This window comes from Bartonella sp. CL436QHHD (genome assembly GCF_042195105.1).
In the GTDB taxonomy this organism is placed as follows: domain Bacteria; phylum Pseudomonadota; class Alphaproteobacteria; order Rhizobiales; family Rhizobiaceae; genus Bartonella.
Map to the genome: position 1 here is coordinate 772 of NZ_JBHINR010000040.1, position 5,585 is coordinate 6,356.

Consider the following 5,585-nt stretch of genomic DNA (forward strand, 5'->3'; position numbering starts at 1 on the left):
TTTGGCTATTATGGTTATAGAAGCCGTAAGGACACTTTCATGCTTTAAAACGTCTACCTTTAAAACAAAGACATAAAAAGCTGCACGTATAGTGCAGCTTTTTTGCAAAATTTTCTTGATTTTTCATGCTTTTCAACACAACAAGAATTTTCGAAATCCACGTGAAGCTTTTATAATCGTGAGAAACAAGCTTCAAAATAAAAGATTTTTTTCAATAATTCTATTTTTTTATGTTTTTCCTTTAAAAAACTTCTTAAATGAAGTGTTGACTCCATCGATTATATATATGCCATTACAGCATAACAAATATGCGGCTCTTGCTCTATTTTTTCCATTTAAGCCAAACGAATTTCGCAAAAAAATATTTCTCTACGATCAACAACTTTTCTCAATGTGGAAAACATATCAATCTTACATCTCATGTAAGAGGGAGCATTATGCGGTTAACATTTCATCCACACACAATATGAGAGAATAAGTTGAATTCTCTGATACAAAGGGAATACCAACCTACCAAATTATCTATTCTCAACAAAGCAACACTCTCACCACTTCAATACCAGTATTTTAGTTTGAGTATACGAACACAATTTACATTCTAGATTAAATGTATCAAATAAACAATGAACATAAAATCTATGAATAAACAATGGTTTAACTTTACATGCTTCAAACAAAGGACAAAATTCTATAATCATGCGTTATTAATTCTTTTGTAAATATTTTTATCAGATATCAAAAATCGTACCATTGCTTTCAATACAAGAAACCGACATAAAAAGTTTCATATTGAATGACCAAATAGTTTTTTTACAAATTGCGATATTAGAGCAAAAGCTTCATTGGCTAATTATACGAAAAAATAAAATAGAAAATGCATTTTAATAAATATAAAAGCAAATTGTTTTATAAAAGAATATGTAAAAAACCATAGATCACCTTATGATCATGTTATTTATGATTCAGATATTGAGTTTAGTTTTGCACAATCGTTTGAAAAAAACGATGAGATTAAAGTTTATGCGCAACTGCCTAAATGGTTTAAAATTGATACACCTCTTGGATCATATACTCCCGATTGGGCTGTATTATTCGAGCAAGATGGGCAAGAAAAACTGTATTTTGTTGTGGAAAGCAAAGGAAGTATTTTCGAAGACATGTTGCGCGATCTGGAAAAAGCAAAAATCCATTGCGGTCATGAACATTTCAAAGCTTTGGGAGAAAATACCCAATATATTGTTTCTGATAATTATGAAACTTTTATCGATCAAGCACTTCAAAAAGATACCATAACAACTTGAAAAAATGTTTGGGCTATGGAAACAACCCTCCCCTGTTGTTTATAAAATGCACCTTTTTCCTACTCTATAATTTACAAGCCCTTCCTTATAACCGATTTTAATTTTTATTAAACAATCAAGAGATTGTCGAATATTTTCCAGAAAGGGCTGCACATTTAAGAAAAGAAAATTATAAACTATTGAGAATACATTTGACACCCAAACAATCATTTAAGCATAAAAAATGATATATAAACAAACATTGGATTTTTAAGTCAATAATTTGATTTATAAAGATTTTCACATTTTCCATGTTAAATAATAAATGCAAATGGAGCAGGCATGCACGTCTCGTGTAGGTTCTGCTTTTGCTCTCATGCAAAGTGAATTGACAGAAAACAGACTCCTCGATAAACTCATCAAAATCAGCTTAACTGATGGCTTCATTTTGGAGGAAGAGGGGTTTGTACACAAGAGAAGCATTTGGGGACCATCAGCACTTCCAATCACATTCATTCCAATATCAAAACCGCAGACATCACAAACACGTGTTAATTTTTAAAAGTCTGTGAATGGGGCGCAACCAATGTTTTAAAGAACATCTGTAGGGAGCATGATCATGCAAAAGGTAGATTCCTATACAAAAACAGAACGGTATGTCATATATACCGTCATTATTTCCAGCATACTTCCTCTGCTGGACGGAAGCATTGTTAATGTCATCCTTCCTAACCTTGCGCATTATTTTTCCGTGGAAGGAAATAATATACAATGGATTGTAACATCCTATTTTCTAGCCACCGTGCCAGGACTACTGATGGCAGCTTTTGTGCAAGAAAGAATAGGTATCAAAAGCACTTGGTTTCTTGCAAGCTTCATTTTTATGCTTGGATCACTGGGGGTAGGATTAAGCTATAGTTTTCCAACCATTATATCTGCCCGTATCGTTCAAGGTTTTGGGACCGGTCTTTTGCTACCCCTTAGTCAAACCATCATTGCCTTACAATTTGGACAGACACGAGTGCGCCAAGCCATGGGCACCATAGCCGTACCAACAGTTTTCGCTCCTGCCTTTGGTCCGCTGGTGGGCGCCTCACTTGCTCAGTATGTCTCTTGGCGTTTGTTATTTTTTATTAATATTCCGCTTATTTTATTGGCACTCACCCTTGGAGCAAAACATTTAAAGAACAACGAAACAACAAAAACAAAATTTAACTTATTTGCATTTTTAGCGTTTTCCATATCGCTTCTTTCGTTTTTTTACCTCACAGAAGCCAGAAACATCAATAACAAAAATCACTTATATATCCTAGCACTTATAGCGGTGATATCTCTCATATTATTCATTGTTTCTAATCAGAAAGCAAAAAACAAATTAATCGTCTTTAGCGGATTTCAAAATGCGCGCTATACATTACTCATGATCATGGGGCTTGTTGCTTCATTTCTTTTTTATAGCTTCCTCGTTTATTTCCCACTAGCCATTGCCATGGAACAAGCCCATGAAAATAGCCTTCTCATCATCGGTGCCCTCCTAGCTCTGCAAGGGGTAGGAGCATGGATCGGAAGGAAATTTATTTACCAAAAATGGAAAGAAAAATCTCCCTTTTTCATGATAGGAATTGGTTTAGTGATATCAAGCCTTGGGTTATTATGCTTCGGCTATAATATAAGCATGGATGGACTTGGATTCTTGCTAAGAGGCATAGGACTTGGCATCGCCACCATTGTCTGCCTTTCCGCCCCCATCCAATATGTCAACAGTTTATACGTCAAAGATACAGCCGTTATCACACGCATATTACAGCAAATAGGTGGTGCCTTAGGGGGTATATTCGCTGGCTTTTTGATCCATTCGCTGACAGAAGAATACCTGTCCTTAAACCAAACATATATCGTATTCTTCATATTCTCTATCGCTGCATTTTTACTGTTTTGCCTAGCCCTCTTCTTATCGCGTAAAGAGAAGAATTTTGATTTATGATATGCTTTATTTGAACACCCTATCCATAACATTGGCAATGGCATATAAAATCATACAGCATTTACCACTTTTCGAGAAACCAACACACTGAGACCTTGACCACAGCCTTCATCATTTTTATGAAAGAACACTAAACCGATAAGCTCCTTAAGCTCTAAAATTGATCACCTCCAGTAACGTACGGTGTTTGTAATTTTATGATACCTCTGTGCTTTTAGATCCCTCTAAAAACCTCTTGAAATATGGGATTTTCTGATCAGACCTTTGCAAAGATCCACGAAATTAAGCACGCATTTCAATGCGGAATAGTTCCATAAATGCGCTAACAGACGCCCTACCGCACCAGCATAGAATATAGAACCCGCCCCCGCGCACGCCCCTATAAATGCTAATCATCTTTTACCACACACCGCGATGTGAAAAATCGCACTATATTACAAACTTGATAATGTTATTCACCCCTTTTCAAAGTCATTGAATCACTATGCTTTCATAACAGCAATAGGTCCAAATGAAACTGAAGCGACAAAAACAGCTGGTAAAGCAGCATCTTCTCTCCATTTCATTGTTAACTGTTATAAGAAATCTCCCCCACTTTAATAAAAAAGCCCTCTCTCATTGAGAGGGAAATTTTAAAAACATTGAAAATCATGATGCACAATGACAGACAGCAAACCATCTCTAAAAAGGCTGTTTTTTTACTTTTACAGTGTGCTCTGAGATTTCTCTAACATTTTCCTGCCTTTAGATTTTCCTTATAAAATTTACGGACAAAAGAAGCTTTTCAGAACTCTTTTACACATAACTTCATTGCTTCAAGCTCCCTTACAGACACAATAAACGTTTATATTTCCATCTCGACCAAATACACGAGATTAACAGCGGATATAATGAAAACAGTCTTTTTATAGAAAACCGTAAGCTTTAACGGAATAAACGAGATTTTAAACTAGCCTCCCGCATTACTCATTACTCTATACCGGTTATGCAAATAAAGAGCCCCATCTACTTTTTCTGACAAGCAAATAACACACACAACATTTAGTAACATGCCATTATTGAAATTCTTGTCACAAGACCTTCCGTTCAGGGATTATGCGCATTGCCTGCTTCCTTCTCTCTAATAAACAATCTGCCAATAAAGAATGCTATTGCAGTTACGATAATACAAAATTATACTTCTGTTCTCATTCTATATTTTTCCAATTATCACGCATTATTCACCCCCTTCACTGCTTCACTGTTATAACAATGAAAGGAGAAAAAAATTAAAACACAATATAGTATTTCTTTTTCACAAATCTTATATAAGCCACAAAATTGTTGCGCGACTTTCTAAGCAAGGTCAGGCAATAAAATCATACTCTAAAAACCACTCAACATACTACTTTTTGATATTATAAAGCCATAAAATGCAATTATCGTCTCCGCAAACAATATCTCAGAAAAACAAAATCCCTTCTGCAATCATTGGACTACTCCCTCCAATGTTTGCGCACCATTATACGCATAACGAGTTAGATGACTTGTTTATTGCATCATTTGCTCCTCCTGAAATTCCAGAAGGTACAAAAATCCAAAAAGTTAAAGCGTGGCTACGTGCAATCAATGTAAAATGCAATGAACCGCTTGAAGTCCTTGGTAACTTGCTTGGGGATTTTTTAGAAAAAGAATATTATGACCCAGACCCAAGCAGATTAAATCCATCATTATATGAAAAAATTTTACAGTTACAAAAAGATAAACGTACAGTTTTAGAAAAGTTAAAGGAATATGACTTGGAATATCAGCGTGGAGGATATATTATCAAGAATGAGGTGACCTTCACACAAGAATTGCAAAAAGCTGGTCTCCTCTCGATGGAAGAGCTAAAAAAACTTATTGCAGAGAAAGAACTTTCAGCAGTAGAAATCGAAATAAATAGAGCATTAGAAAATATAGAAAAAGATCCAAGGGAGGCAGTTTTATTTGCAGCAAATCTGTTGGAAGCCTCTTGCAAAGCTTATCTCGACCACCATTCTATCCCATATGCAGAAAATGCCCATAATAAGCTGTACGCTTTATGGAAAGAAGTTGCTAAGAAGGCTAAGATTCATACTGACGATATAAAGAAAAAAAACTTAAAAAATCAAGATCTAGATAAAAATGACTTAAGAATGATCGCAACCGGTCTATCCAGAATCGTTAGTGGTACTATGAATTTAAGAAACAAGAAAAGTGCAGCGCATGGCCGCTCAAAAAAGGATTTTGAACTAATCAATCTCAAGCCTCGCCATGCGCGTTTAACTTTTAATGCCGCCCATTCTCTCTCAATTTATATT

At 35.3% G+C, this 5,585-nt stretch carries 4 protein-coding genes; all 4 read left to right on the forward strand.

The annotated features are described in order from the left end of the window. Positions 1 to 908: 908 nt before the first annotated feature. Positions 909 to 1,301 carry a hypothetical protein gene (locus ACFIKN_RS05985; protein WP_273790981.1) on the forward strand — a complete coding sequence of 131 codons (393 nt, stop codon included), beginning with the start codon at positions 909 to 911 and terminating at the stop codon, positions 1,299 to 1,301. 304 nt (positions 1,302 to 1,605) lie between these two features. Beyond that, positions 1,606 to 1,842 carry a hypothetical protein gene (locus ACFIKN_RS05990; RefSeq protein WP_375631802.1) on the forward strand — a complete coding sequence of 79 codons (237 nt, stop codon included), beginning with the start codon at positions 1,606 to 1,608 and terminating at the stop codon, positions 1,840 to 1,842. 57 nt (positions 1,843 to 1,899) lie between these two features. Next, on the forward strand, positions 1,900 to 3,264 hold the full coding sequence (locus tag ACFIKN_RS05995) for an MFS transporter (RefSeq protein WP_375658068.1): 1,365 nt from the start codon (positions 1,900 to 1,902) through the stop codon (positions 3,262 to 3,264). A 1,412-nt stretch (positions 3,265 to 4,676) separates the two neighbouring features. Further along, positions 4,677 to 5,585: abortive infection family protein (locus ACFIKN_RS06000; RefSeq protein WP_375658069.1), on the forward strand; the 909-nt coding region annotated here is incomplete at its 3' end.

Bases quoted from the DNA above. Each gene is read 5' to 3' on its own strand.
- ACFIKN_RS05990 (WP_375631802.1), top strand. From the start codon at position 1,606: ATGCAAATGGAGCAGGCATGCACGTCTCGTGTAGGTTCTGCTTTTGCT.
- ACFIKN_RS05995 (WP_375658068.1), top strand. From the start codon at position 1,900: ATGCAAAAGGTAGATTCCTATACAAAAACAGAACGGTATGTCATATAT.